The following is a 20,175-nucleotide window of genomic DNA, read 5'->3' as shown; positions in this document are numbered from 1 at the left end:
AATGAAAGTAGTTGATCAAGTTGATTCCTACCTATAGCCGTCACTTCCTAACGACGGAGCGAGATCGTCGACTGCCGTTGCATCTAACCAGCATGGGTTATGCCGAGCATCAGTCACCGATTAGTAGAGAGAATGGCTTTTATTGCTTTCATTGGCTGCATACGGTAGAAGGCTGCGGTGAATTTACGGTCAATGGCAACACCATGAAATTGTCAGCGAACCAAGGTATTCTGCTTAAACCCGGTGTGCCTCATAGCTATACCCCGGAAACGCGGAATTGGTCCACTTGGTTTCTGACCTTCGACGGAGCGCTCGCCAATCCGATCACCGCGTCGTTGGACCTGCAGCATATGCAGCCTCTTAGCTGGGATGCGGAGTCCCCACTTGTCGGCCTGTATAAGCATTACGAGGAGAAATGCCGCTATAGCTTTGACTTCGCCGGTATTAACGGTTCACTCGAAGTGTATGCTTTGTTATCTCAAATCAAGCAATTCGGTCAGCTCAGCGGACAGTCCTCCCTGTCGAAGGGACATGAAAGACTAACCCCCATTTACTTATTGATTGAGGAGGAATTCGGTAATCCGGATCTAGGGCTTCCGCGGATGGCGGAGACGCTGGGGATTAGCTCCCAATATCTGAGCACACTGTTCAGCAAGAGCTGGGGAGTAAGTCCCTATCAATATCTGCTGCAATTCCGCATTCAGAAATCCAAGGAGCTGCTTGTAGAGGATCAGACTCGTACCGTTAGGGATATAGCAACAGCTGTCGGTTTTCAGGATGACAGCCATTTCGTCCATACCTTCCACAAGCTTACGGGGATGACTCCGGTCCAGTTCCGTCAGCAATATAGTGAATAAGGAAAGACAGAAGGCTAAGGCATTATATTGTTCGTCTTCCTGTTACAAGAAGCTATGAGACTAGGTCATTGCCACATGAGAGTGTAAAAACTCCATGTGGGTTTCTTTTTACCATCGCTACATGAGGCATTAGGGGAGACTTACATTTAGAGCAATTAAACGACAAAGTTCACTATAAATTGCTATTTTATTACAATTTACACCTCTTTTTATTTTTTATTCCACATACTATGATATAAACAAATCCTGTTCTTCTATTTTCTACAAAAATTGCTTGCTTTTTTCAACTTTGTTTGCAACTTAGATAAGGAATATTTAAGGAGCAGACGTTATTAATAAAAGTTGAAGGAGTATGACAAAATGAAATCAAAGCAAGCATTGAAACGATTTCTTATTACTGTCAGTCTATTAACCGTTTTTCTATTTTCCAATGTAAGTTCAGCTGCTCAGTATGTCTATACTTACGACAATAATAACAGACTGGAAAAAGTAGTTGTAACTGATAATCAAGGGACATATGAGATTGTATATTCACATGACGATAATGGAAATCGACTATCAACTTCCAAAAACATCATTATGGACTTAAAACCACCAACTACCCCTCAGAACTTAATGTCTCCAACTCAATCCACGACTACAATTGATTTAACTTGGTCTCCTTCAACCGATAGCCAATCAATAAGCTACAAAATTAACCTTAATGGCGTTTACTTCGCAGCTACAACAAATACATATTTCACAGTCCAGAATTTATCTCCTCATACGAGCTATTCGTTTACCGTTAAAGCCATTGACGCTTCTAGTAATGAATCTCCTGATAGTACACCTTTAGCAGTCTCAACACTATCAAGTATCCCAACTACCCCTAACCTCGTTGTGAATGCTGGTTTTGAGACAGGCAATCTAACGCCATGGACGATCTGGAATAATGCAACCAATTGGAGTGTCATCAGTACAGGTGCATATAGTGGTCAACATGCCTTGCGAATTGGAACGCAAGTAGGCGGTCAACAAGATTTCTTCTCTGGATTTGAACCGAACCAAACTTATGAACTAAGCGGCTGGGGACGCGTGGGAACAAGTGGACAAGCTGCTAATTTAGAAATAAAAGGCAACGCGGGCTTAAAACAAATCATCCAATTTACGAGCACAGTATATGAATATAAGTCGATTCAATTTACCACTCCAGCTGATGCGAGCTGGGTAGCCGTATTATTCTGGAACGGAGGATCCTCCGATTTCTATCTGGATGATGCAAGAGTACTCAAAGTCAATTTATAGATTTATCCATGCCCAGTATACCCTTTTGGAAGGGATAAGCCATGACAATGATCACCGTTATTCACATATTACTTTCTCACAAACTAGTTCAATAAATGGGAGGTACCTATGATATACAATAGTATGTTATTTAAATTCCGCTTCCAGCTAACCATTCTTATAATCGTTTCCCTTTTATTTCCGATGTTCTATATTCCAACTGCGAAAGCGGCATCGACACAGAATACTTAATCAAATTTGCTAATGAGCAATCCATCGACACCAAGATTAAAAAGAATAAGCTGGTAAAGAAATTTAGAAACCAAACCGTCCTGGCCGATCTGACCGAGACAGAGCTATCGGAATTAATTCAATCCGGGGGCATCGCATATGTTGAAGAGGACGGGAAAATCAAGGTCAAACAGCCCGTTGAGCCGATAGAACAAGACAGTTTGGCAATTCCTCCTAAGAGCCCGAAACAAACAACGGCTGACGGCCAGGGTGTGAAAATTGCTGTCTTTGACACGGGAATAGCCAAACTTCGTTCACTCCCTGTCGCAGGGGGCGTGTCGTTTGTTGGCAAGTCGACGGATTATAGTGACGATAATGGCCATGGAACCTATGTAGCAAGTGTCCTTGCAGCCTCAGGAGATCTTGTACAAGGGGTTGCGCCCAAGGCTTCGCTTTACAGTATAAAAGTGCTTGATCAGAATGCGGAAGGGTCATTCAGCGCGGTCATTGAAGCCATTGAATGGGCTGTCCAGAATAAAATGGATATAGCGGTTATGAGCTTTGGTACGGATATCTATTCAGCAGCCTTGGCGGATACCTTGGCTTACGCGGAAGATAACGGTCTCTTATTAGTCGCTTCGGCTGGCAACGGCGGTATGAATCAGATCGATTTTGCGGCCCGATTCCATTCGGTCATTGCCGTCGGTGCCGTAGACGACCAATTGGTTCGGGCTCCATTCTCCAATACGGGAACGGAACTTGAGTTAATGGCCAGAGGAGTTCAGGTACCCGGACTTGACAGAAATGGAGAAGTGATACGAAGGGGCGGAACATCTTCTGCCGCTTCCCATACGGCTGGCATTTCGGCGCTGTACATGCAAAGCTTTCCTTCACTCACCAATAAAGAAATCCGCCAATTGCTTCAAGCATCGGCACTCCGGTTAGGAGGTTCTCAGGAATACGGATACGGGCTTGTACAGTATCAAACGGCTCCCTCCACGTCAAAGTCAGAGGTTATGCTTGAAGATGAGGAGAATGCATGGATCGAACAGCAATTGCCTAAACAGATCAAGAAGGAACAAGACCAGCTCAAACGGAGCAAAGAAAATAAATCGAAAGAGAAGCTTAAACCCGACACAGCAAACAGGGAATTGTTGGAACGCATCGATCGGAAGAAAACAAGAGAATTAGAGCAAGCATTGACCCAGCTCAATGAGGAGAATGTTGGTCGCAACATTCATAATCTAGCTCAGGAATATAGCGTCTCTGAGGACTATTTGCAGGCGCAGCTAGATAACGGCCTAACACTTGAAGAAACGAATAAAGCGCTGGGGTTAGTAAAGAGTTTAAAGATAAACTTTAAGGATGCAACTGAACAGGTAAAGAAGAAGATTGCAAACAACTCCAATAAAGTTAAAAGCAGCATTAAATCGGAAATTCCCGAAGTAGATCTGACCGAAGCTAATGTCTTTCGAGCTTCCGCGGTTCCTCCGCAGCCAGAGGAACCACAACTGGATATGCTTAAGATCAAATTAGATGAAGCGCCTTATCGTGTAAGTTTGGAAACGGAGAACGTGTCTACCATATCCGGGGCATTGTCTTTAACCGAATCTGATCTTACATTGCCGGGACGTAACGGGCAATCCTTCACCCTGACGAGATCCTACGATTCAGGTTCTTCCCAGCTGTACGACATGGATGTCCAATATAATTCATACGATTATTATGAATATTATGCTGCAATAGACTATCGAACCGATTATACTTCAATAACCTATAATGTGAGCTATAGTTATCATGTCATAAAAAACAAATACATTTGTAGTACCGGCGCTTTTTTACTGACAGAAGCCGATTATTGGGAGGCTTATACGACAAAATCATTTAGTACAGAATCCGAAAGGGCGCAATTTATTAACAATTTGCCTTCCTATACTGAGTCTTGGGACACAGGCTACTGCGCACAATACGACAGAAAATATTTAACTAAGAAATATCTTAGCTATTCAACATCGACAACTTCCTCACCCGCTGGCAGCAGCACGGGGACGGACTATTATGGGCCTTATTCTACACAGACGCAAGCGCAAAGCGTTGCCAACCAATATAGCGTCGGCCAAAACTATGGTTCCGGAACGTATAGCGGCGGAACGTATAACGAAGTAGTTACGGGTTCGTCTACCGCAAGCCAGTATATAGGCTCAAGCGGTTATTATACGAATAAGTTAGTGGATGCTAAGGATGATAAGCGATTCCCGATCGGTAAAGGATGGAGCTGGAATATTCCTTATCTGACGAACAACGGGACATATGTTCATTTGGCAGGCGGCGGAACCTATAAAGTAGAGAGTGGATCTCTTAAAGGGTATCCTTGGAAAGATCTCACCTTTGCTGCCGATACTACCGTTACGGTTAACGGCGTTGTTTCCGCCTATGTACTTCTATTTCAGGGAATAAACAGTATTTCGATGCGGAAGGCAATGTTATTCAATTATCGGATGCTTATGGAAACCCTACACAGTTCAAGTATGCGGCGGTCAGCGCCTATGGAAAGGTCCTGACGGAGATCGTTGATGCCATCGGCAACAAAATCACAATAAGCTACACCACAACGCAGGTTACTTTAACGATGGGTGACCGACAGGTCATATATAACAAAGTCACACAGAACGGTAAAGAACTGCTTTCTCAGGTCATTGATCCCCTGCAAAGGAAAACGACCTATGATTATGAGATTAAATCGGCCAAGTTCAATTTATTAGGGACATCACCAATTACCGAAAACCCGTATGCCTTATTAACGGGCGTTACGCATCCTACCGGCTCCAAAACGGTTTATGAATATGAAGTTGCGCCTATCGTTAGATACACAGCCGCGAACTCGGTAAACGAAGCGTATCGAATCGCATCCCGTAAAGAAGTAATAACGTATACGGACAATACTACATTGGACACCAATAAGTCGTCTTTGATTTACCCATCTGACATGGGCAGCTCTTACAATGTCAATATGAATTTTACAACCAAGATAATGAAGGGTCAGCTTGAGTCTGTCTATACGTATAAGAAGAACTTTGTCGACAACCAAACTGCACCTATGATCTATCTTATGAAATTAGAAGAGTCCGATCTTATAACGAAACGGTTCACGGAAAATGTTTATGATGAAGTCCGGCGCATACCCAATCCTATCTCTACCACTCAGTACTATATATCCGCCTCAGTGGAATCAGAAAGGATCACCAACGCCACGCAATACGATGACTATGGAAATATAACATCAACCACCGACGCATTAAACAATACAGTAACGTACACATACGATCCTGTGACACATTTGCTCCGTTCGGGAAAGTGGCCGGTTCACGATACTTTATCCTTGTATGCCGAATGGATTCGTAACGCACAAGGCGATATAACGGATTACAAGCTGAAGAACAACAATGATACGGGAGAACTGCTTTCCCATTCAACGTATGCATATGACGTGTACGGTAATATCATCGAAGTACGCAAATACGACACCGCTCGGCAAGCGATCACCTCATTTGAGTACGATCCTGTCTATGGCTCCGCTTTTGTAACACGTGCAACTTCAACTTATAAAGATATCGATGGTGTCAGTCAAACTTCCAGTTCGAACGCTACTTATAATAAATTAACTGGAGCTATGGTTTCCTATACGGATGGACGTAATTATACGACGACTTACTCATATGATAAGCTCGATCGGGTAACCGGAATTACGAATCCGGACAATTCCAGCTCTACGGCAGCCTATGATGATCTCAACAACCTTATTATCACGACCAATGAATCAAATCTGAAAACCCAAACACAGTGGGATTCGATTGGCCGTCAGATAGAGACGGGAATCTATGAGAGCGGCGTTTATAAAGCCAAATCGAAGTCCGGGTATGATGCGCTCAGCCGTAAAATGTGGGACGAAGATGCTTCGGGCAATCGTGTTGCTTTCACTTACGACAACTGGGATCGTCAAATAAAGGCTACACAACCTGATACTAGCTTCAGTATCGTATCCTATGATAACGTCGCCAATACCGTTATTGAAACGGATGGCGAGAGCAATTCTATCTTCAAGCAATATGACAAGCTCGGCCGAGAAACAGTTTTGAAAGTAAAGGAACGTGGCGTATTTGTTACGAAAAAGACGACTGCATATGATAAGGCTGGAAATGTTTCGCAAACGCAGGATGCACTCAATTATATAACCCAGTACAGCTATGATGCATTGGGGCAGCTTAGAACGGTGTTGACCTCTAAGTTGGAACTTTACGCTTATCAATATGATATGCTCGGAAACAACCTTTCCGTTACCTATCCAGACAATAAACAGATTACGAGGATATTTGATGAACGCGGCCAGTTGATATCACAGACGGATGGGTTAGGCAACACGAAGAAAATGTATTACGACGCTGAAGGCAACATGGTAAAAGCCATTGACCGGAAGAATCAGTCTTTTACTTACAACTACGATAGCAGGAACCGGCTGCAGCAGCGTACGGGCCCGAATGACACCGTGGGGTATACGTATGAACTTGACGGCAGACGCAAGACGATGTCTGATTCTACAGGGACAACACACTATGGATACGACTCGGGCACTGGCCTTCTGACCCAAAAAACGTATCCCGACGGCAAGACAATCAGCTATACTTATGATCAAAGAGGGAACCGGGAGAACGTCACGAATCCTTTCGGCCGCGTCATCACGTATGGTTACAACAATTTGAGCCAGATAGAAAGTGTAAAAGCTGACGCATCACTTGTCGCCAGCTACCAGTATTACAAGAATGATATGTTAAAGAAGATTCAGCACGGCAACGGAATCTCGACGGACTATGTTTACGAGGACCATAATCTGAAGACGATCTTCCATAAGCAAGCAAGCGGAACTGTACTGAACCAGTATGATTATAACTACGACATCAGAGGAAATGTTCTGAACCGCAGCGACAACGGAACAACTTATACCTACAGCTATGATAAACTTGGAAGAGTCCAGACGAATTCCCAGTTTAACGAGACCTACGATTACGATGCACGAGGAAACCGGAGCTCCCTTGTATCGGAAGCAGAACCAGTAATCGATACATCTACTTATGAGTACGATATCTGGGATCGTTTGTCCAAAGCAACATCTTCGACAGGGCAAGTCGCATATAAGTACAATGGCGACAATCGGTTGTACGAGCGTACAGAGAATGGAGTTACAACACGCTATTACTGGGATGGGGAAGTCATTGTTTCGGAAGGAATAGTAGCCGGGAGCATTGTAACCCCGAAAGCATCGTACGTATATGGAAATGGGCTGTTAGCAAGAATCGATGCGAGCAACTCAAGTCAAGCGGCCTATCTGATGAACGGCCACAATGATGTTGTTGAACTGCGTGATCAAATGGGTGCGCTCCTGAACCAGTATAGCTACGACATTTGGGGCAGACCGCTTACTGTTCAGGAACAAGTGAACAATCCTTTCTGGTATTCGGGAGAGTATTGGGACAAGTCCACTTCACTCCAGTATTTGCGCGCTCGTTGGTACGATCCGAGTATTGCGCGGTTTATCAATGAGGATAGTTATGAGGGAGAGATTGATGATCCCCTGACTTTGAATCTTTACACCTATGTTCTAAACAATACACTAATCTACACTGATCCAAGTGGAAACAAGAACATGCCTACGCCAGGATTTGGGTCAGGGGGCTTTAGATTTTCTGGTAGTGGTGGTGGAGGTGGTGGTGGTGGTGGTGGTGGAGGTGGTGGTGGAGGATTTGTTGTAAAACCCTCGAGTACTCCGAGTACTTCGCGAGCTGTAAAAACAACTAAACCAGCCCCAGCGGCACCAAAGGTTACTAATAATGCTGAGGCATTAAAAAGTGAGCAGCTTTCTGCACGTGCTAAGGTATCGGGTAAAGGTGGGAATTCCCCTGACTTTGTTGTTACACCAAAAGGAGATGTTATACCAATCCCGAAAGGAGCCACTGGACCTAATCCTGTTGTTAACCCAAATGGAAAAGTAACTGGGCAGTCTTATAATGGAGGACAGGGAGGTGCAAATAAACAGGTAGATTCGGTACGAATTATGGATCCAACTCCACCTAGAGGAAATTCTCCCGGATATCCAGGGGGATACATTAAATACGAAAATAAAGGTCTGCAAGGTGTAGACCCAATCACTGGTAAGACAATTCCTAATTCTCAATCTCATATTCCACTAAAGGAATGATGGTAGTATGGATATAACAAAAATTGAAAAAGCCGTAATTACAAATGTTAAAGAAGTTCACGATTATTTTCAGTTAACTTCTACAAATTTTTTGCTTAATATTTACAATTCATTCCATGTAAAGTGCAACAATATAATATTAAACAACCATGAAATGTTATTGGGGAAGGTAATAAAGACTGTTAAAATTATTGATACAGAAGCCCTGTTGTTGGAACTGGAAGATAATATAATAATTTGTATTTCTTTAGCTGATGATGACTATTCAGGGCCGGAAGCCGTACAAATTAAATTCAATACAGGTGAAACTATTGTTATTTAATTATGTAGGGAACCTTGAATGGCTTTATACCTTTCAAGGTTCTTTTTTAGGAGGGGGCTACCCAGTACCGAATAAATCTTTTTTCGTTGTCAACCATGAGGGGATAATACCAATCGGCTATATGCCCTTCAAGGTTTCTTTTTTATCACCTATATTCTCCTATTCCTTGAACATTAGAACGTCCTAGAATCGAAACTCGTGCGCTAAAAAGGCATTCTCAATCAATAGGACAAGAAACAAGTTATATTTGAATACCAGTAGCTCATGCAAGTTGTTTGGTTATAAATTCAGGTACCTTATGAGCATAAGGCTGAGCCAGATAGAGAGTGTAAAAGCTGACGTGTCACTTGTCGCTAGCTACCAGTATTACAAGAATGATATATTGAAGAAGATTCAGCTCCTACGATAGCGTTGACACAAGCACAACATAATGCTACAAAAGCAGTATATCGGGATTGGCTGTTTGGGAAGACTGGAAAAAAGGTTGGGGGAAGCGTGGATTGGACTAAAGTATCTCCACAGGAAATGCAGGCATTAAGCAGAAAAATGCTTGATGCGGCAAAAGTCCCACAATCGGCAAGACAAGAATATTACAGTGCTTTCAACCAGTATAATTACAGGGAGTAGGTATGGAAATTCGTGAAATAATCGAAACGGTTAGGTCTACACCTAATTGTGTGGTTTTACCACCTAAAGGCATTCCGCAGACGGAAGATAATTTAAAATTATCGAATGACTTGCGAGAATTTTATGAAACTTGTGGAGGTATCACTCTATTTCAACATGCTGATTATCAAGTAAATATTGTATCCCCTGAAGATTTTGTTTTGGCTAATCCAGTAATAGTGGGGGAGAGATGTGATGAAGATATTTCTTCTAATTGGTATATTGTCGCAAGCGATGGTAGAGGAGAGTACCTTACTATTGACCTTGATTCTAGCCGATTAGGGAAATGCTACGATAGTTTTTTTGATAGGCATGGTGTTGTTGGGGAATCTCAAGTTATTGCTTTGTCCTTTGTAGAATTGTTAAAAAGACTTATACAAAATAAAGGACAGTATTGGTACTGGTTAAAAGAGGATTTTGTTTCATTGGGCGATGCTTATGATATTTAACGAATACTAACATTGAAAACCTTGATTGGCTTCGTGCCTTTCAAGGTTTTCTTTCTTGGAGGTGGTGGGATCTCTTAAAGGTTATCCTTGGAAAGATCTTACCTTTGCTGCCGATACTACCGTTACGGTCAACGGCGTTGTTTCCGCTTATGTACTTAAGTCTATTTCAGGGAATAAACAGTATTTCGATGCGGAAGGCAATGTTATTCAATTGTCGGATATAAAATTGAAGTGAATGAACTAAAGCTATTTCATGACTTAGCGTTAGTCGAGAAAGAATATCTGAAGATATAGTCTTAGTATATTAAACCTTGATGACTCCATGCCTCTCAAGGTTTTTTGCATTAACTGAGGTCTATTAAAAATTAACATTTTCGTACAAGCACTCCATGTAAGTAACAACAGCCACATAGGATTAATAAATTCACATCATTTTTTGGCTATATCAGATAATCAGGTTGGTGATTACTACGGGTTTGAAATCGTAATAAACCTTGATGGAGTGCTCGTCGCTCTATCAAGGTTTTTCTTTACCCTGCGTGCCTATCATGGAAGGATACATGACCGACCAAGGGAAAGTTTCACCAAGGTGCTACATAAGTTTTTCAACGATGCAACCATCCATTACTATGTTTCTCATGTTGTTTAACAGAAAGTTCTCATTACATGCGTGAAATGCCAAAGAATAACAAATACTATCCCAACAGTAACCAGTTTGATCGGGGTGGTGGGATACATATGTTCAGGAAAAGGAACAAACCCAAAACAGAAATCATCGCAAAGGCTCCCGATCGTGTGTTCGCAGAGCTGTGCGACGAAGAAGTCAGCGAGAGTATTGAAGATACGATTGCCGTAGTTAATGGCATCTTGGGAATGAATTTCGACTTTACGATGCGACGCTTCCACGTTTTCGGGCAGTATCCTGCGGTGATGTTTTATTACTCCAATATGATCGATAAGTCAGTGGTTAATACCGAAATATTAAAGCCGCTCATGTATGGACCTCCCCACTTAGAAGGAAAAACAATCGAAATTAGTCAGCTGAAAGACGTTCTTCTGAACGAAACTTTGTACCACAGCGATGGTAAGCTGGAAAGCCAGCTTGCCAAAGCAATCGAGGGCTTGGTGCAAGGGAATACGGTTGTAGCGGTGGAGGGTTTAGATGAAGTTTTTCTTATTAACACCCGAAATATCGAGAAACGAAGTGTCGATCAGCCAGCCACAGAGCAGGTCATAAGAGGACCGCGCGAAGGCTTTATCGAGCTGCTCGGAACCAATATCTCTTTGCTCCGTTACCGGCTGCAAACCCCGGATCTTAGAATTAAGACGGTGGAAATCGGGCGCAGGACAAAGTCCAAAGTCGCTATCTGTTATATAGAGGGCATTACAAACCCGGACCTGGTGAAGGAGGTGGATAGACGCCTTTCCATCATTGAAATCGATGCTGTGCTGGACTCTGGATATCTGGAGCAATTCATTGAGGACGATCATATATCACCCTTCCCGCAAGTTCAGTACACGGAACGTCCGGATAAAGTAGCGGCAAATCTGCTCGAAGGAAGGGTAACCATTCTGGTCGATGGTTCCCCGCTGGCGCTGGTTGTCCCGACGGTCTTCAGTCAGTTCTATCAAACCGTCGAGGACTATACGGAGCGTTTTCTCTTGATGAGCGCAATTCGTTTAGCACGGCTTGTCGCTCTTATGTTCTCACTGGTGTTTCCTTCACTTTACGTAGCGATTATTTCATTTAATCCGGAGCTTATCCCGACGGAATTTGCCGTAGCGGTTGCTGGAGCGAGAGCAGGTGTGCCTTTCCCGGCAGTTATTGAAGTGCTGGTCATCGAGGTATCCATGGAGGTTCTGCGTGAAGCAACGATCCGTCTGCCCCAGCAGGTCGGCGGCGCTCTATCGATCGTCGGCGTACTCGTCGTTGGACAGGCCGCCGTTGCAGCTGGTTTTGCCAGCCCGATTACTGTTGTTATTATCGCGCTTACGACGATCGGTTCATTCGCAACACCAGCGTATAATGCTGCGCTGGCTTTGAGGCTCCTGCGTTTCCCGCTTATCATTCTGGCTGGAATCTTTGGCCTATACGGTGTAATGATCGGGCTCATTCTCATCGCTAACCACCTTCTTTCGTTGAAATCCTTCGGCGTTCCTTACTTAAGTCCGCTTGTCCCCGGCAATTTCAAAGGGATGAAGGATCTGATCATACGCGGACCTTTATGGTGGATGAAGACTAGACCCGCGTTCCTGTTTCCGGGCGATAGTACCAGATTGAGCAAAGAGACAGCGGAAGAGATGAAGAAGCCGCCAATTAATGTGTTGGATCCAATGAAATTTAAAAAAGACCTGGAGGAGGAATGAACGATGGAGGAGCCCCGGCAAATTACGATGATTCAGGCAGCAGCCATTCTCGTCAGTACGATTATTGGCGTCGGGGTACTCCCGATCCCTCTATTTGCCGTTGAGGCAGCAGATTCGGGAGCGCCACTTGTCACGCTGCTCGGTGCCATGCTAGCCTTTGTCGGACTTGTTCTGGTCGCCCTGCTGGGCATGCGTTTTCCGAAAAAATCAATCGTTCAATACAGCGAGGATATTATCGGCAAGTGGCCTTCATGGATCGGGAGCGTATGCGTGATCGGTTTTTTCGCTGTCTTGACGTCGCTTACAGCAAGAGAATTCGGGGAAGTTGTCATTACGGCTGTCCTCACCAAGACCCCATTGGAAGTAACGGTTATCGTCATGCTATTGTTAGCGGCGATCTCCACACGTAATGACATCACTACGTTTGCTTACATCCATCATTTTTATTTCCCATTACTATTGTTTCCCGTCTTGTTGATTGTTGCTCTGTCCTTAAAAAGTGCCGAACCAATCAATCTGCAACCGATCTGGGGAAATGAGCATAAAGAAATTTTAGGAGGGGTATTAACCATAGCCGCGTTATTTCAAGGATCCTTTATTCTAACGACCGTCATTCCTGCGATGCGTCGTCCCGATAAGGCGCTGAAAGCATCATTGTGGGGGTTCTTGATCGCGGGGGGGCTGTATGTCACGATTGTTGCCGCAACGGTAAGTGTGTTTGGCGCCGAAGAAATCAAGAATTTACTCTGGCCTACTTTGGAGCTGGCCAAGGCGACGTCGTTACCCGCAAATATATTGGAGCGATTGGATGCGGCATTTCTGGCCGTATGGGTAACCGCTGTATTTACCACCTTGTTCTCCAGCTACTTTATAGCGATTAAAGAGGTGAGCAAGTTATTTCGTTTGCGCGATCACAAGATGTTTTCCTTCTTTCTCTTGCCCGTTGTTTTTTTCATGGCCATGATTCCGCAAAATATTTTGCAAATGTATGAAATCATTCAGAACGTCGGACGCATTGGACTATGCATCACGATTGCCTATCCAGGTCTTCTGCTCCTGATCGCTATGATTCGAAAAAAAAGAGGGGATCCTGTTGAGAAATAACCGATGGCTAAGAATAACTAAGCTTCTCTGTGTCTTTCTTTTCATGGTTCCGCTATTAACAGGGTGTTGGGACCGTCTGGAAATCGAAGAACGAGCGGTCGTTCTGGGAATTTCGGTGGATACGGCAGATCAGTCAGAAGAGAAGGAGGAGAGCGAGATTTCCCATCTAGCCGAGGCTTTCCCCGCACCGGAAAAAGATTTGATTCGTGTCGCCGTACAAATCGCCCTTCCTGGGAAAATACCGCTTGGTCCTGGTGAAGGCGGAGGGGGTAAAGGCCAGGCGAGACAAACGGTCTGGGTCATCGATGTGGTGGGCCATACGTTGGATGATGCATTGATGAATTTACAGCAGCAGGTTTCGGGAAGATTGTTTTTCGGTCATCTGCGCGTGATCGTCGTCTCTGAAGCGATTGCCAAAAAAGGACTGCAAAATTTGAATGACTATTTCCGCCGAAATCCAGAAGTACGCAGAATGGCCTGGATGATGATTGCTAAGGGAAATGCCGAAAGCTTAATGAAAGCCGCACCGGAGCTAGAGCGCGTTCCGGCGTTGTATCTCATGTCAACGATGGATAACGCTGTAAGGCTCGGGAAATTTCCGGAGAATTATGTGGGCATCTACTGGAATAATTCCGCGATGAAAGGAAAGGAAGGTCTCCTTCCTTACGTGGAGCTCATGACGGAACAAAATGTAGAGCTCAAAGGGATGGCGTATTTCAGGGGTGATGAAATGCTGGGTACGACCAAAGCGTTTGAAATAGCAGCCTATATGGGGATAAAAGGGATGAATCCTGCAGGGTACCGTGGGATTGTTAAGCTAGCAGGTACAGAGAATACCGTTACCATTTTTGCGACCTCCCGTAAATCCAAGATCGAGGCTCAGATCAAGAACAACAGGCCATATATCACTGTATCGGTATTTACAGAGGTGAATCTCGAGGAGAAAATCAGTGAGCAGTTTCTCGTCAACAATTCTCAGGTATTGCGCCAGATTGAAGATTCTAACAAGGCAGCATTAAAAAAGACAAATGAAGAGCTGATTAAAAAGATGCAGGAAAAAGGGACCGATATATTCGGCTTCGGAGAATATGTTCGGGCGAATAAGCCGTTTTATTGGAATCAGAATGTCAGAACGAAGGAGAGATGGCAAGTCATGTTTCGAGATATTGAGGTCGAAGTAATCGTGAATTCGAAAATTAGACGAGTAGGTATGAAAGCCAAATAAAATCGAGGAGGATGAACATGGAGCTGATTGGAGGTAACGATTATTCGGGTTCCTTAGGTTATATTATACCCTTATGCTTTTTGACGGGGATTATTATTTTACGAAAGGACGTCAAAGGATACAAGACCTCTAGGATGAACAAGGAGAGGAAAGTAGCCAACTTCCTTGGGTGGGCTAATATTTCTCTCGGAGTTCTGTTGTATATAGGGGTATGGATCATGGGTCGGTAAACACCGCATATCGCTTTCACCCTAAGGGGTGAGGGCTTTTTTTATGGATAAGCACTTTTATTGTTAGACTTCATCTGTAGAAAGTTGCCCTCCACCTGATCTTTACAGCATATATAACCTCAGGTCCATGCTCTATAATAAAATTAAGATATATCTGATACTCTGCTACACCAAGAGAGGTGCTAATGGGATATGAAAAAGAGAGATCGGTGGTCGTTCGTACAGAAGCTGTTCCATTCCATTTCCCTTAAACAAAGAGTGTGGCTAACCTTCGTTATCCTCATTACGATCGGCCTTACGGCTACGGGAAGCATCGCGTATTTGATTGCCTCGAAGGAAATCCAACGTAACGCCTTTCAGTCTAGTCAGGATACGGTGAACCAGTCTGCCCAGATTGTGAATGAGAGGCTGAAGAACATTGGGATCGCCGTTAGGGCGCTGATGTTTAGCCAACCCTTCAAGCAGGTTGTTGCGGATACGCAAAGGAAGGATGCCAGCCATTATTACGAGACATGGTCATCCTTGCAGTACGTATTCTCGCAAGTGAAATTCAATGATCCGATGATAGACAGCATTCTGATCGCCTCGCCCATCGGTGATTTCTATGAGACGTCCAGCGTTCGGGACAAATCGCAGTCTTTCTTCGACTCCGAGCTTTATATGCACTTCATGGAACAAAACCGGGGATTCTGGTCAAAGGGGCATGTCGACCCTTATTTCACGGATCATAGGCAGGTCATCTCTCTCTTCGTCGAAGGAGTTAGTGAATTCGTTCATGATATGCATACAGGCGTATACGTTGTTATTAATGTCAAAGCAGATGACTTACAGGATTTATTCATGGAGAATCTCTCTACGGCTGACAAGCAATATTATTTCATTGATTCGCTTGGGGAAGCCGTGAACGGACCGACTCTTACAAGCGATGGACAATTAACGATGCATTCGGAATTTATTCAGCAATTAACCGAAGAGATGACGGGTTCCTTTTTCTATAGCCATGACAGCAAAGAGTATCTAGTCAACTATTCGCGTCTTGATGTGAAGGATGACTGGATAATCGTTGGGATCCAATCGAAGACGGATTTACTAGCCAAATTGAACGGCATTAAGAATGCGACATCCTTTGTGATTCTTGGATTCATCATTTTATCCTTATTCATTACGAACAAATTAACCTATTTGCTCCTCAAACCTCTCTTCAGGCTGCAGAAGCTCATGAAGCGGGTGGAGGAGAATGATTTAACGGTGAGATTCGAGAGTGAATTCAAGGATGAAATTTCACAGGTGGGATTCCGCTTTAACCGGATGTTAGACGAGATCAAGCAGCTCATCGAAGACGTAAAGCTTCGGGAACGGGATAAACGCAAAGCGGAGATTAAAGCACTGTCAGCCCAAATGGATCCGCATTTTTTCTACAATACGCTAAATACGATTTACTGCAAATCGGTGCTCGGGGAAAATGATGACGTGAATGAAATGATTCTGGCCTTGTCCCAGATGTTTCAGTTGAGCTTAAGCGGTGGACGGGATGTGATCTCGCTTAAAGACGAATTGGATCATGTTCGTCAATACCTGGCCATTCAGCAAAAATCTTACGAGAATTTATTCGTTTGTTATTATGACATAGAATCGGATTCGCTTGAATGTACTGTGCCGAAAATTATTGTTCAACCGCTCGTCGAGAACAGCATCCTGCATGGCTTTCAAGATCGAATGTCCGGTGGTGAAATCCACATCAGCGCTCGGATCGACAAGGAATGGCTGCTATTAAAAGTAGAGGATAACGGAACAGGTCTCTTGCCGGACAAGCTGTTGGCAGATATCGTGCAGCCGACGACCCTTAATAAAGGTTATGCCCTGCGTAATATCTATCATCGTCTGCAGTTGTACTATGGGGAGCGGCAACGGATGGAAGTGGGGATTAATGAATGGGGCGGGGCACGGATCGAGCTTTGGCTGCCTCGCTGGCCAGAAGGGAAGGAAACGCATGAACCGATTAGTTAAGCTGTGTATTGTTGACGATATACGGAGCGTAGTGGATATGATCAGCAATAAGATTCCTTGGTCTGATTGCGGAATCGAAGTCGTTGGGAGCGCCATGAACGGCGAGGAAGGACTCAAGGTAATCGAGCAAAGTCAGCCGGATATTATACTGACGGATATTCGGATGCCGAAGATGGATGGACTTGAGATGACGCGCCGCATTGTGGAGCTGTTGCCGCATAGTAAAATTATTATTTTAAGCGCCTATACAGACTTTGAATACGCTCAGAAAGCGATGCAGTACGGCGCGCTCGATTATGTCAAAAAACCTTTTTCCATAGATGATATCGTTAAGGTGGTTTTGAAAGCAAAGGAAGCATGGGAATTGGAAAATCACAATCGAGGCCATGTGCTGGAGCTGGAAAAAAAGATGAAGGAGAGTCTGCCTGCGCTAAGGCAGGAATATCTGTCCCTACTCGTTCATCATCAGACTGGTGAAGCAGACAGTGCACAGTGGTGGGGATTTCTAGATATTCCTCCATTGCAGCCTCCGCTTGCTGTTATGGTTATTCAGATCGATCAATTCTCGGACAAATATGCCGAATTAGCCGTGAAGGAGCTGGAGCTTGCGCGCTTCTCGCTGCAGAATATCGTCGAGGAAACCATCAGAACCTATGCCCCCGCCGTTATCTTCAGAGAAGCCTTCAACCGCTATGTATGCATTCTGAATGTACCGCTGAACGAGCGCCTAATGACAATCGCAGATGCTTGCTGCGCGAATATTGCGAGCTATACTAAATTCACGATCTCCATCGGAATCGGGCAGGAGGTTAGCCGTGTTAGTGAGTTGCCCAGAAGCTATCAACAAGCGCTAAGCGCATTATCCTACCACTTCTATACCGGGGGTAACGGAGCATTCAGCTACGACCTCAGCGAGCAAGATAGTCCTGCAGGATGGATCTACACAGTGGAAAGCGAGAATGAATTCCTCTTCGCGTTTCGCTCGGGTAACCGGGAGAAGACCACAGCGTGGCTAAGTAAGATCTTCGAAGAGATGCAAAGCGCGCAAGTGCTCCCAGAGCCGAGCGACGTGGAGCATTTGTTTCATGGGCTTGCGCTCCGGATGCTCCGAATTCTACTTGAAAAGTTTCCTCATACAAGCTTAACAGAGTTTGAAACCAAAGTTCAGGAAGCACGCGGCGCCAACCGTTCTGCACTTCACGAATACCGGAAGTGGCTTAATGATCTATGCGAGATTGGATGCCGGAATATCGATCAGGAGCGAGCTAGTGAATCTCAGAAAATCATTTACCGTTCCGTAGAATATATCCATTCGAATCTTCATATGGATTTGACCTTGGAGCACTGCGCAAGGCAGGCTAATCTGAGCTGGGGTTATTATTCGAATTTGTTCAAGAAGGTCATGGGTAAAACCTTTCAGCAATTCGTAACCCAAGCGAAAATAGAGCGCGCCAAATCCATGCTGATCGATGACCGCCAAGTGCAGGATATCGCGCAACAGCTTGGATATGAGCATCGACGTTACTTCAGCGAGGTATTCAAGAAACATACCGGATTAACGCCAACGGAGTTCAAGGAAGTGTCATTAGGCAAGTCCTCTAAATCATGAGGGCTTGCCATGCTTTTTTAATTAATAGAAAAACCTGCCCTCATTCGTAAAATGGCCTCATTACGGGAATGAATCCGATCTTCTATAGTAAGGGTGTAAGCAAAAGGTATGCACATACAAAGGGAGGATTACAAATGAATAGGAAATTCGGGTCGGTTGTGCTAAGTGCTGTTCTAGCATTTACCTTAGCGGCGTGCGGCAACGGCAACAACAATGCAGTAAGCACAGAATCGGCGAGTGCCAGTAAGCCAGCGGAATCAGCTGCAAGTTCAGCTCCTGCAAAAAGTGGAGAAAAGACCAAGATCCAGTATTGGACTGGCGATCGTCATGATATGGATTATATCAAAGAGGTTGTACAGAGCTTTAACGACACGAACACGGACAACATTGAAGTAGAAATGGTTGTTAAGACGGATGATTACGACCAAGCTGTCGACTTAGCTTTCGTGTCCGGACAAGCGCCTGATGTTCTCCGCGTTAAGGAAAATACGATCCAGACCTATGTCGCCAAAGGTTACCTTGCACCGATTGATGAGTTATTAACCGACGATATGAAACAGAAGTTTCCGGTTATTGCCGATTTTAACCAAATCGAAGGTAAGAGATATAGCTTACCGAATTATGGTTCAACAATAAGACTTGTTTACAATAAAGACTTGTTCGCGAAGGCTGGCATTGCCGCTCCTCCGAAGACGCTTGAGGAAATGATTTATGCGGCTAAGGAAATCACTAAAGTGGGTAAAGCGGATGGAGCATATGGCTTTGCGCAGAACTTCAAGAGCGCTGACAGCTCGCTAGGCCGTTCCGCCCGCGTTATCGCTGAAGCAAGCGGTTTTGGCGGCTTCGGATATGATTTCAAGACGGCGAGATACGATTTCTCCGGTTTCAAGGATATCATCCAAGCATTTAAACAAATGGTTGATGACGGCAGCACGTTGCCGGGTATGGAAGCTCTCGATATTGACCCGCTTCGCGCACAATTCGCGGAAGGCAAAATCGGTATGTACATGTCCTTCTCATCTGAGCCTGGCGTTTACAAAAACCAATTCCCAGCTAAGATTGAATGGGCTGCGGCTCCGGTTCCTACGATTGATGGAACTGTGAAGGGCGCAACATCCTTCCTCGGCGGGCAATGGTTGGCACTTAGCGGCACCACCAAAAACAAAGAGGCTGCTTGGAAGTTCATGCAATATATGTATGACGAGCAAGTGTTGAAAACGTACCATGAAAAAGGGTTTGGCATCTCGATGGTTCCATCGGTTGCAGCTGTTGCTCAGAAACCAGACATCAATGGTATTGACGGATTCCTGCCAGTCGGTATGGACGGCACTTGGCCGCTTCAGCCTACGGTTACTGTTGAAGGAATCAAAAACAACGACGCGTTCTTCAAATATATGTTGACCGGCGGAGATTTGGATGCAATTATCCAGGATCTGAACACAAGGTACAACACGGCGCTGGATAAATTGATTGCCAGCGGCGGATACAAAGGAACGCCGAATCCTGACTTCGATCCAATGAAGCTGATGATGAAATAAGAATTAGCGAGATCTTGATTGCAAGGGGTGGAGTGAAGACTCCGCCCTTTGCTTATC

The 20,175-nt window shown here is 44.6% G+C and carries 14 protein-coding genes and 1 pseudogene; all 15 read left to right on the top strand.

The annotated features are described in order from the left end of the window. Nucleotides 1-11: 11 nt before the first annotated feature. Nucleotides 12-857: an AraC family transcriptional regulator gene (locus ACESLK_RS10130; RefSeq protein WP_373229312.1), complete on the top strand. Its 846-nt coding sequence runs from the start codon at nt 12-14 to the stop codon at nt 855-857. A 360-nt stretch (nt 858-1,217) separates the two neighbouring features. Continuing rightward, nucleotides 1,218-2,141 (top strand): carbohydrate binding domain-containing protein, encoded by a 924-nt coding sequence (locus ACESLK_RS10125; protein WP_373229311.1) that lies wholly within the window; start codon nt 1,218-1,220, stop codon nt 2,139-2,141. A gap of 482 nt (nt 2,142-2,623) precedes the next feature. Next, nucleotides 2,624-4,912 (top strand): S8 family peptidase, encoded by a 2,289-nt coding sequence (locus tag ACESLK_RS10120; RefSeq protein WP_373229310.1) that lies wholly within the window; start codon nt 2,624-2,626, stop codon nt 4,910-4,912. Nucleotides 4,913-4,980: 68 nt separating this feature from the next. Further along, nucleotides 4,981-8,601, top strand: a complete 3,621-nt coding sequence (locus tag ACESLK_RS10115; RefSeq protein WP_373229309.1) for an RHS repeat domain-containing protein — start codon at nt 4,981-4,983, stop codon at nt 8,599-8,601. A 7-nt stretch (nt 8,602-8,608) separates the two neighbouring features. Then, nucleotides 8,609-8,923 (top strand): hypothetical protein, encoded by a 315-nt coding sequence (locus ACESLK_RS10110; RefSeq protein ID WP_373229308.1) that lies wholly within the window; start codon nt 8,609-8,611, stop codon nt 8,921-8,923. A gap of 393 nt (nt 8,924-9,316) precedes the next feature. Continuing rightward, nucleotides 9,317-9,550, top strand: a pseudogene (locus ACESLK_RS10105) (sugar-binding protein); the annotation flags it as partial. A gap of 2 nt (nt 9,551-9,552) precedes the next feature. Further along, nucleotides 9,553-10,038, top strand: a complete 486-nt coding sequence (locus tag ACESLK_RS10100) for an SMI1/KNR4 family protein (protein WP_373229306.1) — start codon at nt 9,553-9,555, stop codon at nt 10,036-10,038. A gap of 64 nt (nt 10,039-10,102) precedes the next feature. Further along, on the top strand, nt 10,103-10,273 hold the full coding sequence (locus ACESLK_RS10095) for a hypothetical protein (RefSeq protein WP_373229304.1): 171 nt from the start codon (nt 10,103-10,105) through the stop codon (nt 10,271-10,273). Nucleotides 10,274-10,776: 503 nt separating this feature from the next. Next, the gene (locus ACESLK_RS10090; protein WP_373229303.1) at nt 10,777-12,405 is read left to right on the top strand and encodes a spore germination protein; all 1,629 of its coding nucleotides are present in this window, start codon (nt 10,777-10,779) and stop codon (nt 12,403-12,405) included. A 3-nt stretch (nt 12,406-12,408) separates the two neighbouring features. Next, nucleotides 12,409-13,509: a GerAB/ArcD/ProY family transporter gene (locus ACESLK_RS10085; RefSeq protein WP_373229302.1), complete on the top strand. Its 1,101-nt coding sequence runs from the start codon at nt 12,409-12,411 to the stop codon at nt 13,507-13,509. Beyond that, entirely contained in the window at nt 13,499-14,734 is a 1,236-nt protein-coding gene (locus ACESLK_RS10080) for a Ger(x)C family spore germination protein (RefSeq protein WP_373229301.1), read from the top strand. The genes ACESLK_RS10085 and ACESLK_RS10080 overlap by 11 nt, the downstream gene beginning before the upstream one ends. Before the next feature lie 17 nt (nt 14,735-14,751). Continuing rightward, entirely contained in the window at nt 14,752-14,964 is a 213-nt protein-coding gene (locus ACESLK_RS10075; RefSeq protein ID WP_373229300.1) for a CLC_0170 family protein, read from the top strand. 192 nt (nt 14,965-15,156) lie between these two features. Next, a complete protein-coding gene (locus ACESLK_RS10070; RefSeq protein WP_373229298.1) occupies nt 15,157-16,971 on the top strand; it encodes a cache domain-containing sensor histidine kinase in 1,815 nt (604 codons plus the stop codon). Beyond that, nucleotides 16,955-18,580, top strand: a complete 1,626-nt coding sequence (locus ACESLK_RS10065; RefSeq protein WP_373229296.1) for a response regulator transcription factor — start codon at nt 16,955-16,957, stop codon at nt 18,578-18,580. Before ACESLK_RS10070 ends, ACESLK_RS10065 begins: the two co-directional genes overlap by 17 nt. A 134-nt stretch (nt 18,581-18,714) precedes the next feature. After that, complete coding sequence (locus tag ACESLK_RS10060) at nt 18,715-20,118, top strand: ABC transporter substrate-binding protein (RefSeq protein WP_373229295.1); 1,404 nt, start codon at nt 18,715-18,717, stop codon at nt 20,116-20,118. The last annotated feature ends 57 nt before the right edge of the window (nt 20,119-20,175 follow it).

It is taken from the genome of Cohnella sp., assembly GCF_041640265.1.
GTDB lineage: Bacteria > Bacillota > Bacilli > Paenibacillales > Paenibacillaceae > Cohnella.
Note: the sequence above shows the minus strand (reverse complement) of the source record. Positions and strands in the feature narration are given on the sequence as shown.

Coding starts and splice junctions, on each gene's coding strand:
- ACESLK_RS10110 (WP_373229308.1), top strand. CDS start 8,609: ATGGATATAACAAAAATTGAAAAAGCCGTAATTACAAATGTTAAAGAA.
- ACESLK_RS10115 (WP_373229309.1), top strand. CDS start 4,981: ATGGGTGACCGACAGGTCATATATAACAAAGTCACACAGAACGGTAAA.
- ACESLK_RS10070 (WP_373229298.1), top strand. CDS start 15,157: ATGAAAAAGAGAGATCGGTGGTCGTTCGTACAGAAGCTGTTCCATTCC.
- ACESLK_RS10065 (WP_373229296.1), top strand. CDS start 16,955: ATGAACCGATTAGTTAAGCTGTGTATTGTTGACGATATACGGAGCGTA.
- ACESLK_RS10085 (WP_373229302.1), top strand. CDS start 12,409: ATGGAGGAGCCCCGGCAAATTACGATGATTCAGGCAGCAGCCATTCTC.
- ACESLK_RS10100 (WP_373229306.1), top strand. CDS start 9,553: ATGGAAATTCGTGAAATAATCGAAACGGTTAGGTCTACACCTAATTGT.
- ACESLK_RS10060 (WP_373229295.1), top strand. CDS start 18,715: ATGAATAGGAAATTCGGGTCGGTTGTGCTAAGTGCTGTTCTAGCATTT.
- ACESLK_RS10090 (WP_373229303.1), top strand. CDS start 10,777: ATGTTCAGGAAAAGGAACAAACCCAAAACAGAAATCATCGCAAAGGCT.
- ACESLK_RS10075 (WP_373229300.1), top strand. CDS start 14,752: ATGGAGCTGATTGGAGGTAACGATTATTCGGGTTCCTTAGGTTATATT.
- ACESLK_RS10125 (WP_373229311.1), top strand. CDS start 1,218: ATGAAATCAAAGCAAGCATTGAAACGATTTCTTATTACTGTCAGTCTA.